Below are 13,508 nucleotides of genomic sequence, written 5' to 3'. Positions count from 1 at the left end.
GCTTTTAGTGCCGTTTCGTCGCTCGGGTAGACTCCGCCGACTGTGACGCCTGCCGAGTCCCGCGCCCTGTCCGCGCCGCACCCGGAGGCGGCAGTGGGTCCCGACGAGTCTGTGAGCCAGCACACCCGCCGCGCCTCCCCGACAACCACAGCAAGCAAGACCACCACAGCACGCGAGACCACCACGGCCAGCAAGACTCCCGTGGCCAGCACGACCCCTGTGGCCAGTGCTCCCGCTCCGGCCGCCGCCCCGTCCCGCACCGACACCGTCGAGCCCTCGCCGGCCGAAGCGCCGCCGGCCGACGTACCCGACGATGCCGCTGCTGCGGATGACGCCGTGGCGGCGCCGGCCGGACCGCGCCGACGGTGGTGGACCCGCTGGACGCGCCGCCGCCAGCACCTGGCGGTGGGCGGGCTGTTCCTGCTCGCCGCGCTCTGGGTGACAAGCCGGATCTGGCTGGACCCGGCCGGTCGGGTGGCGTCGCTCTACACCGGCGACCCGGCCCAGGTGCAGTTCTTCCTCGCCCACTCGGTACGCGTGGTGCTGCACGGCGAGTACCCGTTCTTCACCGAGCAGTTCAACTACCCCGACGGCGTCAACCTGATGGCCAACACGGCAGTGCTGGCGCTGGGCATCCCGATGGTGCCGGTGACAGTGCTGTTCGGGCCCGCGGTGTCCTTCGTGGTGCTCGTGACGCTCGGCCTCGCCGGCACGGCCACGGCCTGGTATCTCGTGCTGTCCCGCCACGTCGTAAGGACCCCGCTCGCGGCGGCGGCCGGCGGCTGGTTCTGTGGCTTCTCTCCGGCGATGCTCTCGCACGCCAGCTGGCATCCGAACATCATCAGCCAGTTCCTGCTGCCGTTCATCGTGTGGCGGGTGCTGGTGCTCACCCGGTCCCGCCGGCCGGTACGCGACGGGTTGCTGCTCGCGGTGCTCGTCACCGCGCAGGCGTTCATCAACGAGGAGATCCTGCTCTTCACGGCGATGGCCTGCGGGGTCTTCCTGCTCGCGGTGCTCGCCCAGGAGCCGGCCCGCTGGTGGGCGGCGTGGCGGCCCCTGGGCATCGGTGTCGCGGCGTGCACGCTGCTGGCCGGTTCGCTGCTGGCGTACCCCCTGTACGTGCAGTTCGCCGGGCCGATGGCGTACCACGGTCTCAGCGATGCGGTCCAGGACTACGGCAACGACATCGCCGCGTTCTTCGCGCCCGGTTCCCCCACGCTCGGAGGCAACCAGCGGGCAAACGCCAACCTGGCGCCGAACTACTCCGAGGAGAACGCCTTCTTCGGCTGGAGCCTCTCGCTGCTCGCCATCGCCATCGTGGTGTGGCTGCGCCGGGAGATGATCGTCCGGGCGCTCGCGGTGACCGGCGGCCTGTTCGCTGTGCTGTCCCTCGGTGAGCGGATCTCCTGGTGGGACCGGGAGCTGATCACCGGGCCGTGGCAGCTGCTGGTGCACCTGCCACTGCTGGACGCTGTGGTGCCGACCCGGTTCGGCCTGATCACCACGGTGGTGGTCGGGCTGCTGCTCGCGCTGGCCGTCGAGCGGGCCTGGGCGCTGCGCTCGGTCGAGCGGCGTACGGTGCGCACGCTCACCGCCGCCGGCCTGGCGTTCGCGCTGCTGCCGATCGCACCGATGCCGCTGCGGATGGTCTCCCGACCGCCGGTGCCGGACTTCATCACCGCCGACCGCTGGCGGACGTACGTCGGCCCGGACCAGACGCTGGTGCCGATCCCGGTGCCCAGTATGGGCAACACGCACGGCATGCGCTGGGCGGCGGCCACAAACCTCGACTTCAAGATCCCGGGCGGCTACTTCCTGGCCCCCCGCAACGGCAATACCGGTGACCCGGGCCGGTTCGGCGGCCGGCCCAGCGGGGTGGGTCAACTGTTGGAGGAGGTGGCGACCACCGGCCGGGCACCGAAGCTCGACGACAGGCAGCGTCGACGCTTCCAGGACGAGCTGCGGCACTGGCAGGCGGCGATCCTGGTGCTCCCGTTGCGTCAGCAGAACGTCGAGCCGCTGCGGCGTACCGTCGAGGAGCTTGTCGGTCCGGGCCGGCAGGAGCTGGACGTCTGGGTGTGGGATGTCCGGGCGCTGACGGACCGCTCGGTCTGATGGCCGCCGGAGCGTCGTCGTCGTCGGTGACGACGGCGACGGCCGGATCGGCGTCCACGCGCCGGCCCCGACCGGCGTGGCTGCCGGACGCGTTCGTGGTCGCCGGCTACGTCGGCCTGGCGCTGCTGCTGACCAGCGGCCAGTGGGGCCACCCCGGGCGGCTGTTCCACCAGGCCGGCGACCAGGTCCTCTTCGAGTGGATGCTGGCCCACGCGGCGCGTGCGGTCAGCGAGGGCGGGAACCCGCTCTACAGCACGGCGTTGAACGCACCGGACGGCGTCAACCTGATGGCGAACACGTCGGTGCTCGGCCTGGGTGTCCCGCTGGCCCCGGTCACGCTGCTGTTCGGCTCGCAGGTGGCGTTCTGCGTTGCTGTCGTCTGCTGCCTCGCCGGCACGGCAACGGCCTGGTACGCGCTGCTGCGCCGCCGCCTGGTCACCGCCCGGTCGGCGGCGGCGGTCGGTGGGCTGATCTGCGGCTTCGCCCCCGGCATGATCGCCCAGGCGGGGGCACACCTGCACATGGCCGCCCAGTTCCTCGTGCCGGCGATCCTCGCCCTGGTGTTCCGCCCCGCACCAGGACCCGGCGAGGCGTGGCAGCGCGCCGTGTGGCGATCCGGCGTCGGCCTGGGGCTGCTTGTCGTCTGGCAGGTGTTCATCGGGGAGGAGACGCTTGTCTTCCTGGCCCTCGCCTCCGGGGTGTTCGCGGTGGGCTACGCGCTCGCCGACCGGGCGGCGGCCCGGCGACACGCCCCGACCCTGTTCGGCAGGCTCGCTGTGGCGGCCGTCGTAGCGGTGGTGCCGCTGGCGTACCCGTTGTGGTTCCAGTTCCACGGCCCGCAGCACTACGACGGGATGGCCTTCGCCGCGCACGGTTTCCAGCTCGACGCGGCGTCGTTCACCGCCTCGGCCCGGCAGACAGTGTTCGGTGACAACTGGCTGCCGGGACTGCTGTCGCCCAACCCGACCGAGGAGAACTCGTTCTTCGGCCCCGGGCTGCTGGTGCTCGCCGTGGTCATCGTGATCTGGCTGTGGCGACGCCCGCTGGTCCGCGCGCTGGCCGGCTGCGGCATCGTCTTCGCCCTGCTCTCGCTCGGCACCGAGCTGCGGATCGACAGCACCGCCACCGGCATCCCCGGGCCGTACCGCCTGGTCGCCGGGCTGCCGCTGCTCGACCTCGCGGTGCCGGCCCGGTTCGCGCTGGTGTGCGTACCGGTGCTCGGCGTGCTCGTGGCGCTGTCGCTGGACCGGGTCCGGGCGGCGGCCGTGCAAGGACTGCCGGTACGCCTGCTGTGGGGTGGCGCGGTGGTAGCCGCGTTGCTTCCGCTGGTGCCGACGCCGATCCGGGCGATCCCGGTGGCGCCTGTGCCGGCGTTCGTCGCCGACGGCCGGTGGCGGCCGTTGGTGCCAGCGGGCCGGACAGTGGTGGCGGTGCCCCCGGTCACCGGCGCCGCGCTGAGCCCGGTGATGCTCTGGTCCGCCCGCACCGGGCTGGCATTCGAAGCGCCGGGCGGCTATTTCATCGGCCCGAGCGGCCCGGACGACCCGGCGGCGCGCTGGGGTGCGCCGGACCGACCCACCTCCGTGCTGCTCCGGCGGGTCGCGCAGACCGGCGCGGTGCCGGCGCTCACCGACGACGACCGCCGTCAGGCCGTCGAGGACCTGCGGCACTGGCGGGCCGCGATCGTCGTGCTCGGCCGGCTCGCGCAGGACGAGCCGGTGCGCCGGACCGTCGAGGCGCTGCTCGGCCCCGGACGCCAGGTCGACGGCGCGTGGGTCTGGGACGTCCGGGACCGGGTCGGCTGACCGTCGGGCAGCGCGTCAGTCCACGAGCGCGCGGACGTCCCACACCCAGACGTCGTCGACCCGCTGCGGCGGCCCGATCAGGGCGGTGACCAGCTCACGCAGCACCGCCTCGCGCGGATGCGCCCCGAGCACCACCACCGACGCCCGCCAGAACCGCAGGTCCTCGACGGCCTGACGGCGGTTCTCGTCGGTGATCGCCGGAACCGCACCAGCGTCCATCGTGGAGTAGATGAGGGTGCTGGTGGGCCGGTTCGGAGCGCCGAAGACGCCCTCGCCCAGCTCGTTCGGGCCGATGAAGTAGCCACCCGGGATGGGGAACTCGTGCCCGGTCAGCGCGCTCCACCGCAGCGTCGACAGGCCGTGCACGTTGCTCGGGATCGGCACCGGCACGAGGGTCCGGCCCTCCGGCACGTAGGGGCGCCAGCCGCCGGCGGTGATGAAGTTCGGCGGCGGGTCCACCTGCTGCGCCGGCAGCGGCCGGGGGAACAGCGGCAGCACCGCCAGCGCGACCGCCGCGTACCCCACCGGGCGCAGCCAGCGTCGACGCGACACGACCGGCGCGGGCATGGACGGCACGTCGGACTCCGCCGGCTCGCCGGTGCGCTGGGCCGGCACCTCGGGCCGGTCGGCCACCGGACGCCCCTGCCGGGCCGCCGCGTCCCAGGTCAGCGCCAGCAGTACGCCCAACGCGGCGGCCACCACAAGCGCCAACCGGGTCGGCATCATCATCTCGACAAGCGGCAGGTCGTCCGACACGTACGACCACGGGCCGGGCACCGTGGTCTCGACGCCGTTGAAGCGCACCCACGGCCCGATCGAGGCCACCGTGAAGACCACGACCAGCACCGCGATGATCCGGGCGGCCAACGAGCGGCGCACCAGCAGCACGAGCGCCACCACCGACAGCAGCACCAGTGGCCACCCGAACCAGGTGTTCTGCTCGGTCAACCCGATCGTCTTCTCCACCTCCGGGTTACCGGCCCAGGTGTCCCGGGCGAAGGTGACGAAGGCGACCAGGTCCTCGCCCCAGTTGTGGAAGACACCGCCCTGCAGGCCGCGGTAGGACTGCGGGCCGTTGAACTGGAACCAGATCGGGTACGCCGTCAGCAGTAGCGCCAGGCCACCGGCGACGCCGAGCCCGGCCAGGAACGAGCCGGCCGCGCGCCGCGCCGCCGCCGGGCGCTGCACGACGTACGCGAGCACGACGACCAGGCAGGCAAGCGCGGTGAGGAGCAGCATCTCCTCGTTGATGAAGATCTGGTACGCCACAAGCGCGCCGAGCACCAGCCCGTTGCGCCGCCACCGACCCGACTCGCCAAGCCGCAGCACCCGCACGACGATCAGCGGCAACAGGAAGTTGGACACGAAGTTGGGCTGACCGTTCGCGTGGTGGACGACGCCCGGCGCGAAACCGAGGAACGCGCCACCGACGAATGCGGCAGCTCGGGACTTCACCAGGTGCCGCGAGAGCATCCAGTACGCCGTGCCCGCAGTGGCCGCCAGGGCGCCGCCCAGGTAGAGCGCGTACGTGACCTGCGGGCCGAACAGCATTGTCAGCGGCGACAGCGGCAGGGTCACCCCGAGCAGCGAGGTGTTGGCCATCATGTTCACCCCGTCCGGGGCGTTCTGCCGGGCCGTGAACAGCGGGTTCTCCAGGTGCCGTACCGAGTAGGCGCCGTGGGCGAACAGCCACTCGAACCAACTGTGGTCGGTCGGCAGGTGCGAGGAGACCCGACCGGTCACGTCACCCCAGTAGTTGAGGCAGACGAAGACACCCAGCAGCACATAGGCTCCGAGGGCCAACAGGTCGGTTCGGGCCGGGCGGCGTCGAGGCCGCCGTGTCGGCTCGACCTCGGCCGGGTCGGCGTCGGTCACGGGATTCAGCGAGGGGTCTACCACCGGCACAGCCACGACGCGCCATCGTACAGGCGAGGTTGCGTCGCATTTGCCGGGCCGGTACGGCAGCGGCCGGTTTGCCGGGGCAGCCCGGTAGGTCGCACCCCGCCACGGAGGGACTGTCGTTGTCGATTATCGAGCTGGGCGAGGTCCGGGACGAGCCGGTATCGGCACCGCCGCCCCGCCGGCCGCGCGCCGCCGGCCGACCGCTGCGCAGCACCGGCGTACTGCTGCTGACCCTGCTCGTGCTCGCCGGCGGGGCACCGGCGCCCCGCCGGGCGGTGACGCCGGTGCCGACCGTGCCGGACGCCTCGGCGTACCTCACCGCCGCCGGCGTCGTCGTTGTCGACCCGACCACACCTGACGGCGAGCGGTACCTCACGGCGTACACCCTGCCCTCGGCGACCGGAGAGCAGGACCTGCGCCGCCGGTGGCGGGTGCCGCTGGCGCGAAGCGGTGACTATCTGGCCGTGTGGGCCGAGCGCGGGTTGCTGCTGGCCGTCGCGGCCACCACCGCTGAGGTGCTGGAGACCACCGCCTTCGACGCCGCCACGGGGCAGCGGCGCTGGCACCATCCGGGGCTCGTCCAGTGGACTGTCGACGGCGGCCTGCTTCTCGTGGACGACGCGGACGACGCGCCGGGCACGGTGAGCAGGGTGGCGCCCGACACCGGTCGGGTGCTCTGGTCGGTGCCCGTCCCACCCGGCAGCCCTGACTACCACGAGCGCGCCGGCCAGGTCGACCAGGTCGTTGTCGTCCAGCCGACCGGCGAACTACAGGTGTACGACGCCGGCACCGGCAAGCTGCTGCGGAGCGTGGACACGCTGCCCGGCGACCGGTCGGCGTTCCAGCGGGTGCAGGTCGTCGGCGACCTGGTGCTGCTCGTCCCGCCGGGCAGCACCCGGCTGGTCGCCTACAGCCTGCCCGACATCGCACCGATGTGGACGTCCCCGGTGCCGCTGGTGGCCTGGTCGGTGGCTTGTGCGGATCTGCTCTGCGCAGGCCTGCAGACCGGCGGCCTGCAGGCCATCGACGCCACCACCGGTGCCGTCCGATGGGCCAATCCCGGTCCGGACATGCTCGCCGACGTCCGGCAGGACCGGCTGTTGATGATGGGGCACGACCAGCGGTACGCGGTACGCGACGCGAAGACCGGGCAGGAGAGGGCGGATCTGGGTCGGTGGGGGCTTGTGAGCCGGATGCGCAGGGGCGACGACCTGATTGGCGTACGGTCGACGGTCGACGGTCGGCTCGTGGTCGCCGAACTGGACCTGGCCGCCGGCCGGGCGCGGACCCTGGACATCCTGCCGGGTGTGGCAGGCGGGTGCCAGGCGGCGCTGCCGGTGCTGCTCTGCCGGCGCCTCGACGGCTCGACGGCGCTGTGGCGGTTACACCAGTGACCGGCCCGCTGATTGACCTCGGCGAGCTGCGGCATGGGCCGGAAGCCGACCGGCTGCCTCGCCCGCCACTGGCCAAGGGGCGGCCCCTGCGCTGCGCATTGGTCCTGCTGCTCGTGCTTGTCAGCCTGGCCGGCGCGGGGCCGCACCCCCGGCGTGAGGTGTTGGCGCTGCCGGGCCGCCTCGGCGCCGACGCCCTGGTCACCAGTGACCTCTTCGTGCTCGTCGAGCCGCTCAGCGGACCGGCGGCGCAGCGGCGGTTGACAGCCATCCGGCTGCCCGGCGGCGAGCCGGCCTGGCAGGCTTCGCTGCCGGCGGAGGGCCGATACTGGGGCATCGCCCAGCAGGGCGACATGCTGCTGGCCACCGGGCACGAGACCGGCCCGGACCGGCAGGGCACGCTCACCGTGGCGCTGGACCGCCGGACCGGGGCGTACCGCTGGCAGCAGCCCGGCAGCCCCAGCCTGCTCGCCGACGGCAATTTGCTGCTGCACTCCGTCGGCGACCAGGGGGGCACCCTACGGGCTGTCGACCCGTGCTGCGGCACAGTGCGCTGGCAGGTGCCCATCGTCGCGGGCGGCGATTTCAGCTTCCGCGACGGCGAGCACGGCGTGGACCGGGTGGTGCTCAGCCACGCGAACGGGCCCATCGAGGTCCTCGACGGGACCACGGGTGCCGTGCTGGCGCGCACCGGGCTGGCGGCACCCGTCAGTGGGGCGCGCACGGGTGTGCAGATAGTGGACGACCTGCTGCTCACCTTCGGCGGGTCCCCGACGATGATCACCGCGTACGGGCTCGACGGGCTGGACCAGCGCTGGCGTACACCCGCCGACGAGGCGCTGTACGCGTCGGACTGCGGCACGACCGTCTGCCTCCAGAACCGCTCCGGTGGGCTGCGGGTCGTCGACGCCGCGACCGGTCGGCCGCTCTGGGGCAGCGACCGCTGGGCGTGGGTCTGGCCGTCGGCAGGCCGGCTGCTGGCCACCAGTGTGAGCAGCGCCGGGCCGGGTGCGGAGCAGCTCTCCGTGCTCGACCCGCAGACCGGCCGGGTGCTCGCCGATCTGGGTCGCTGGGAGCTGGCCCAGTTCCCGTGGGGCGGCCCGACGATCGGCGTACGCAGTCATCCCGACGGCGGTCTGCTCGTCGCTGAGCTGGACGTCCGGGCGGGCACGGTCCGGTTGCTGGACGTGCTGCCGGACACGGCCGGCGAGTGCCAGGCGGTGGTCACCGGACAGATGCTCTGCCGTCGGCAGGATGCCTCCTTCGCGCTGTGGCGGTTGCCCGGCTGACAAGCGGCGAGCCGATCGACGGGGGACGATGGTTGTCGGCTGGCAAGGGATTGCCGGCGGTCGGCGGCGAGGAGGGCGGGAGGCGGTTACTGGTGGTGAAGGACCAGCGACCTGACGGCTCGACCGCGTTCTGGCGGTCTCGGCCGTGACCGGTCCGGTGATCGACCTCGGCGAGTTACGGCACGGTCCGGACCCGGACCTGTTGCCCCGCCCACCCCGTGCCAACGACCGGCGGCTGCGCTGCGCGCTGCTCCTGTTGCTCGTCTTGGTCACCGTCACCGCCGGTGCCGCGCTACCGCCTCGACGGACCGTGGTGACGCTGCCTGCTCGGCTCGGCGCCGATGCGCTTGTCGACGATGACCTCTTCCTGATCGTCGAGCCGGCAAACACATCGGCGCGGCAGGGGCGGTTGGCCGCGTACCGGCTGCCCGGCGGCGCGCCGGCCTGGCAGGCGCCGTTGTCGGCCGAGGCCCGGTCCTGGCGCATCACCCCGCTGGCCGGGATGCTGCTGGTCACCGGCTACGAGATCGGGCCGGTGGGCCGGGAAACGCTCACTGTGGCGCTGGACCGGGCAACCGGGGCGCTGCGGTGGCAGCAGCCGGGCAGGGCCATCGCGTTGGCTGACGGCAACCTGCTGCTGCACTCCGGCGGCCAGACCGAAGTGAGCAGCCTGCGTGCTGTCGATCCCTGCTGCGGCACCGTGCGCTGGCAGTTGCCGCCCACAAGTGCCCAGATCAGCTTCCGCGACACCGGGCACGGGGTGGACCGGGTGGTGCTCAACCCGGTGAACGCGCCGGTCGAGGTACGCGAGGCGAGCACCGGCGCGGTGCTGGCCAGTGCCAGCCTGCTCCCACCCGACGACGGGCCGCTCGGGCTCGAGGTGATGGAAGACCTGCTGCTTGCCGTCGACAGAGGCTCGGCCACTGTCACCGCGTACGGGCTGGATCGGCTGGACCGGCGCTGGACACGTACGACCGGCCCGGTCGAGTTCGCGGCGAACTGTGGCCCCGTTCTGTGTATACGCACCGGTGGGGGCGAACTACTGGCGATCGACCCCGAGACCGGCGGGCTGCGCTGGCGTACCGACCGCTGGTCGTGGGGCTGGCCGTACGACGGCAGGCTGATGGTGAGCGTCAGCGGTCCCGGTCCGATGGTGCGGTACCTCGTTGTCGATGCACTTACCGGCGAGGAGCTGGCCGACCTGGGCAGATGGGAGCTGTACCAGGTCGGCGACGCCCGCCGGATGGTCGGCTTACGTGGGTATCCCGGCGGCGGGCTGCTCGTCGGAGAGTTGGATGCCCGTGCCGGCAAGGTACGCGTCCTGGACGTCCTGCCGGACGCCACAGGGGATTGTCAGGCCATCACGGGTCACGTGCTGTGCGCCACAGCTAACAGTTCGTACCAGCTGTGGAACCTGCCCGACTGATCACCGGTCGGCCGGATGGACGAGCAGCCCGTACCGCCGCAGTGGCCCGCGACGGCGACCGACGCGGGCGTCGAGGGACGATTGTTTGCCGGCCGGCACTAGGTTGTCGGTGGTCAGCAGCGAGGAGGCCGGGGATGCGGGTACTGGTGGTGGAGGACGAGCGCAACCTCGCCGACGCGATCGCGCGCGGGTTGCGCAAGCGGGGCATGGCGGTCGACGTGGCGTACGACGGCGACGCCGGCCACGAGGCGGCGTTCGTGACCCGGTACGACGTGGTGGTGCTCGACCGCGACCTGCCCGGCGTGCACGGCGACCAGATCTGCGCCGAGCTCGCCGCGTCCGGCGCGCTGACCCGGGTGCTGATGCTGACGGCGAGCGGCACGGTGGCCGACCGGGTGGAGGGGTTGCAGCTCGGCGCGGACGATTACCTGCCGAAGCCCTTCGCCTTCGACGAGCTGGTCGCCCGGGTGCAGGCGCTCGGCCGGCGGGCCACCCCGGCCGCGCCGCCGGTGCTCGAACTCGCCGACCTCGTGCTCGACCCGGCCCGCCGCGTCGCCACCCGGGCCGGTGTGCCGATCGACCTGACGAACAAGGAGTTCGGGGTGCTCAGCGAGCTGCTCAAGGCGCGCGGAGCGGTGGTCTCCAGCGAGGAGCTGCTGGAGCGGGTCTGGGACGCCAACACCGACCCGTTCACCACAATCGTGCGGGTCACGGTGATGACGCTGCGCAAGAAGCTCGGCGATCCGCCGCTCATCGAGACCGTGGTGGGCGCGGGTTACCGCACCTCGGAGGTGGGCGCGTGAGCCGCCGGTTGCGGCCCACACTGCGCTTGCGGCTGACACTGCTCAACGGCGTGCTGCTGGTCGGCGCGGGCGCGATCCTGGTGCTGCTGGCCTGGCTGCTGGTCCGGGACGCGCTGCGACCCACCGACGAGCTGCTGCCCGGCACGACGGTGCTTCTCTCCGACGGCCGGTCGATGGACGCCGCCCAGTGGCAGCGTCAACTTGTCGACGCCGCCTCGGGGGAGCTGCTGGCCAAGGGCCTCGTCGCGCTGCTGGCGATCAGCGTCGTCGGGGTGGCCGGCGCGTACGCCGTGGCCGGCCGGGCGCTGCGCCCGCTGCACCAGGTCACCGCTACCGCGCAGCGGCTCGGCGAGGCCACCCTGGACCAGCGGATCGGCTACTCGGGCGCCGACGACGAGGTGGCGGAGCTGGCCAAGACCTTCGACGCGATGCTGGACCGGATCGCGTCGGCGTTCGAGGCGCAGAAGCGCTTCGTGGCGAACGCCTCGCACGAGCTGCGCACCCCGCTTGCCGTCATGCGGACCGAGATCGACGTGACGCTCAGCGACGACGACGCCGACACCGCCGAATACCGCCGGATGGCGACAGTGGTGCGCGACGCCTCCGAGCGGGCCAATGGCCTTGTGGACGCGCTGCTGGTGCTGGCGCGCAGCGAGGCGCAGGCCGGGCGGCGGCTCGGTCGACGCACCGAGTGCGACCTCGCCGCGGGCACCGCCAACGCGTTGTCCGCGATGCGCCGTGAGGTGGAACGGATCGGCCTGCGCGTGCAGACGTCGCTGGAGTCCGCGCCAGTGGTCGGAGACCCCGGGCTGCTCGACCGGCTGGCCGGCAACCTCATCGAGAACGCCGTCCGCTACAACCATCTGCACGGCCGGCTCTGGGTGCGTACCGGCACCGACGGCCAGCGCTCCTGGCTCGTGGTGGGCAACACCGGGTTCGAGGTGGACCAGGCCGACGTGCCGGGGCTGTTCGAGCCGTTCCGGCGTGGTGGGCGGGAACGCACCGGCGCGCGCGGCTCGGGTCTGGGACTGTCGATCGTGCGGGCGGTCTGCCAGGCGCACGGAGGCACCGTCAAGGTGATCGCCCAGCCCGGCGGCGGCCTGGAGGTGACTGTCACCCTCCCGACGGCGGACGCGCCTTCGGTGCCCTGCCCGGCGCCCGGCGCTGCCTGAACGGGGTTGCGCGCGGCGCGCGGCCGGTGCAAAGATCGCGCTGTCAGCTCGGAAGCGAAGGGGGTGCGTCGATGTCAACGAATGTCTGCTCCGCGCCCCGGGTCCGCGTCGGCTGAGGTCCCGGAGGCGGAGCGCCCCCGCACGGGTCGGGCGCTGACCGCCCGTCCGCAGGGAAACCGGTTTCTGCGTGCTGCGCCATGCCCGGAAACGGGTGCCGCGCCACGCGCCACATGGAGGACCACTGTGAGTTCGACTATCCACAACGTCAGCATCGACTGTCGCGACACGTACGCCCTTGCCGGCTTCTGGTCGCAGGTCTTCGACTGCCCCCGGCAGCCGGACGACTTCCCCGGTGACCCGGAGGCGATGCTCGTGCCGCCGGGAGGCCCGGTGGTGCTGTTCATCGCCGTACCCGAGGGCAAGACGGTGAAGAACCGGCTGCACCTCGACCTGCAACCAGCCGACCGGACCCGCGCCGAGGAGGTCGAGCGGCTGCTCGGCATCGGCGCGACACTCGTCGACGACCAGACCCGGCCCGACGGCGCCGGCTGGGTGGTGCTCGCCGACCCGGAGGGCAACGAGTTCTGCGTGCTGCGCAGCGCGCCCGAGCGGGCTGCGACGTCAGCCGCACCGGGTGACGCCGCCACGGCCTAGGCGCCGGCGGCCCGGCCGCCTCGAATAGTCAACATCCGCGCAACTACGCAGATGATGTCGCCTCCGGCTCGCTGGAGGCAGCAGCTTCGGCGAAGGTGCGCGGATCTTGCACTTTCACGGGGCTTCGGCCACCTTCGGACGGCCGGGGCCCCGGTCACGGCTCACGAACGCTGTTCGATCTGACCACGGATGCCGACGAACTCGGCGATCATCTGTTCGGCGGACCTGTAGTGCATGACCACCACACCCACGCTGCCCCCGTCCGCCCAGAGGCACACACCCAGCGGTACGCCGTCGGCCCAGCCGTTGCCGCAGCGGGCGTCGCCGCCGAGCGGGCCGGGCTCGGTCGCCGCCATGTCGTTGAGTTTCAGCGTGGACAGCCCTCGCACCGCGTCGTCCAGTTTCTTCTGCGGGTCGACCACCAGCCCGGAGACAGCGGCGATCTGGATGAAGTCCCGCAGGATCGGTTCTCCGTAGTAGGCGCCGACCGCGCCTGTCTCGTTCTGCACCATCGGCCTGATCGCGTTGACCGTCGCCTCGGAAACGCCCTGTAAGTCCGTCCCGGTGTACTTCGGTCGGCCGGCGAGGGTGTCGGGCGCGACCACCTCGATCCTGCTGGTCTCAACGACGTCGCCCGCGTCGTTCTTGTCGTCCGTGACCACGAACCAGGTGACCGCCGCTCCGCCGACGCAGAGCACCAGCACCGCCGCCAGCGCGATCACCACGATCGTGGCGAGGTTCGACTTCTTCGGCGGCGGGCCGACGGCGACGTTCGGGTAGCCGTACGGCTGACCCGACTGCGCGGGCCCGAAGCCCTGCGGCGGCGGTGCCCAGCCAACGGGCTGCTGCGGCGGCCCTGGCTGGTACTGCGGTGCCGGCCGCTGCGGAGGGGGATCGTGCGGCGGGCCGAAGGGGTTGGCCGGCGGCTGGGACATCAGTCAACTCCACGAT

Annotated in this window: 10 protein-coding genes; 8 read left to right on the top strand and 2 right to left on the bottom strand. The window is 72.5% G+C overall.

The genetic code is table 11. The annotated features are described in order from the left end of the window. Nucleotides 1–42: 42 nt before the first annotated feature. Nucleotides 43–2,115: a hypothetical protein gene (locus ACLQ23_RS13035; protein ID WP_425880695.1), complete on the top strand. Its 2,073-nt coding sequence runs from the start codon at nt 43–45 to the stop codon at nt 2,113–2,115. Beyond that, nucleotides 2,115–3,920 (top strand): hypothetical protein, encoded by a 1,806-nt coding sequence (locus ACLQ23_RS13030; protein WP_355631344.1) that lies wholly within the window; start codon nt 2,115–2,117, stop codon nt 3,918–3,920. The genes ACLQ23_RS13035 and ACLQ23_RS13030 overlap by 1 nt, the downstream gene beginning before the upstream one ends. A gap of 15 nt (nt 3,921–3,935) precedes the next feature. Here ACLQ23_RS13030 and ACLQ23_RS13025 read toward each other — a convergent pair whose 3' ends face one another. Next, nucleotides 3,936–5,825, bottom strand: coding sequence for a hypothetical protein (locus tag ACLQ23_RS13025; RefSeq protein ID WP_355631347.1), 1,890 nt, complete (start codon nt 5,823–5,825; stop codon nt 3,936–3,938). A gap of 116 nt (nt 5,826–5,941) precedes the next feature. On the opposite strand from ACLQ23_RS13025, the gene ACLQ23_RS13020 reads away from it, so the two are divergent. From ACLQ23_RS13020 to ACLQ23_RS12995, 6 genes are all read left to right on the top strand, one after another. After that, entirely contained in the window at nt 5,942–7,216 is a 1,275-nt protein-coding gene (locus tag ACLQ23_RS13020) for a PQQ-binding-like beta-propeller repeat protein (protein ID WP_355597947.1), read from the top strand. Beyond that, entirely contained in the window at nt 7,213–8,502 is a 1,290-nt protein-coding gene (locus ACLQ23_RS13015) for a PQQ-binding-like beta-propeller repeat protein (protein ID WP_425880694.1), read from the top strand. The genes ACLQ23_RS13020 and ACLQ23_RS13015 overlap by 4 nt, the downstream gene beginning before the upstream one ends. A gap of 145 nt (nt 8,503–8,647) precedes the next feature. After that, on the top strand, nt 8,648–9,928 hold the full coding sequence (locus tag ACLQ23_RS13010) for a PQQ-binding-like beta-propeller repeat protein (RefSeq protein ID WP_355597951.1): 1,281 nt from the start codon (nt 8,648–8,650) through the stop codon (nt 9,926–9,928). 134 nt (nt 9,929–10,062) lie between these two features. After that, nucleotides 10,063–10,731: a response regulator transcription factor gene (locus ACLQ23_RS13005; RefSeq protein ID WP_355597953.1), complete on the top strand. Its 669-nt coding sequence runs from the start codon at nt 10,063–10,065 to the stop codon at nt 10,729–10,731. Continuing rightward, nucleotides 10,728–11,903 (top strand): sensor histidine kinase, encoded by a 1,176-nt coding sequence (locus tag ACLQ23_RS13000; protein WP_355597955.1) that lies wholly within the window; start codon nt 10,728–10,730, stop codon nt 11,901–11,903. The genes ACLQ23_RS13005 and ACLQ23_RS13000 overlap by 4 nt, the downstream gene beginning before the upstream one ends. A gap of 243 nt (nt 11,904–12,146) precedes the next feature. After that, nucleotides 12,147–12,557 (top strand): VOC family protein, encoded by a 411-nt coding sequence (locus ACLQ23_RS12995; protein ID WP_355597957.1) that lies wholly within the window; start codon nt 12,147–12,149, stop codon nt 12,555–12,557. A 161-nt stretch (nt 12,558–12,718) separates the two neighbouring features. Here the strand turns inward: ACLQ23_RS12995 and ACLQ23_RS12990 are convergent, their stop codons facing one another. Next, a complete protein-coding gene (locus ACLQ23_RS12990) occupies nt 12,719–13,492 on the bottom strand; it encodes a hypothetical protein (RefSeq protein WP_355597959.1) in 774 nt (257 codons plus the stop codon). Between the last annotated feature and the right edge of the window lie 16 nt (nt 13,493–13,508).

The sequence above is a fragment of the Micromonospora sp. DT41 genome (genome assembly GCF_049841715.1).
GTDB lineage: Bacteria > Actinomycetota > Actinomycetes > Mycobacteriales > Micromonosporaceae > Micromonospora > Micromonospora profundi.
The sequence above is the reverse complement of the archived record's forward strand: the minus strand, read 5'-3'. Positions and strand labels throughout refer to the sequence as shown.